1 pseudogene is annotated in these 277 nt (G+C 63.9%); it reads right to left on the bottom strand.

Features of this window, described 5'->3' with window-relative positions:
* Window positions 1-277, bottom strand: a pseudogene (locus CDN38_RS33795) (hypothetical protein); the annotation flags it as partial.

Raw genomic sequence — 277 nt, 5'->3', positions numbered from 1 at the left:
TCGTCCATCGGGGTGTATTCGTGGACGTCGGTCAGCACCGGCACGCCGATCTGCTTCTTGACCTCGGCCAGGACCTTCAGGCCCTCCTCCATGCCAGGGCCACGGAACGCGGTGCCCGAGGTGCGGTTGGCCTTGTCGAAGCTGGACTTGAAGATGAAGTTGACGCCGAGCTTGTCGGTGACTTCCTTCAGCTTGCCGGCGGTATCGAGCTGCAGCTGCATCGACTCGATCACGCAGGGGCCGGCGATCAGGAACAGGGGCTGGTCCAGCCCGACCT

Source organism: Mycobacterium ostraviense, from assembly GCF_002705925.1.
GTDB classification, from domain to species: domain Bacteria; phylum Actinomycetota; class Actinomycetes; order Mycobacteriales; family Mycobacteriaceae; genus Mycobacterium; species Mycobacterium ostraviense.
Note: the sequence above shows the minus strand (reverse complement) of the source record. Positions and strands in the feature narration are given on the sequence as shown.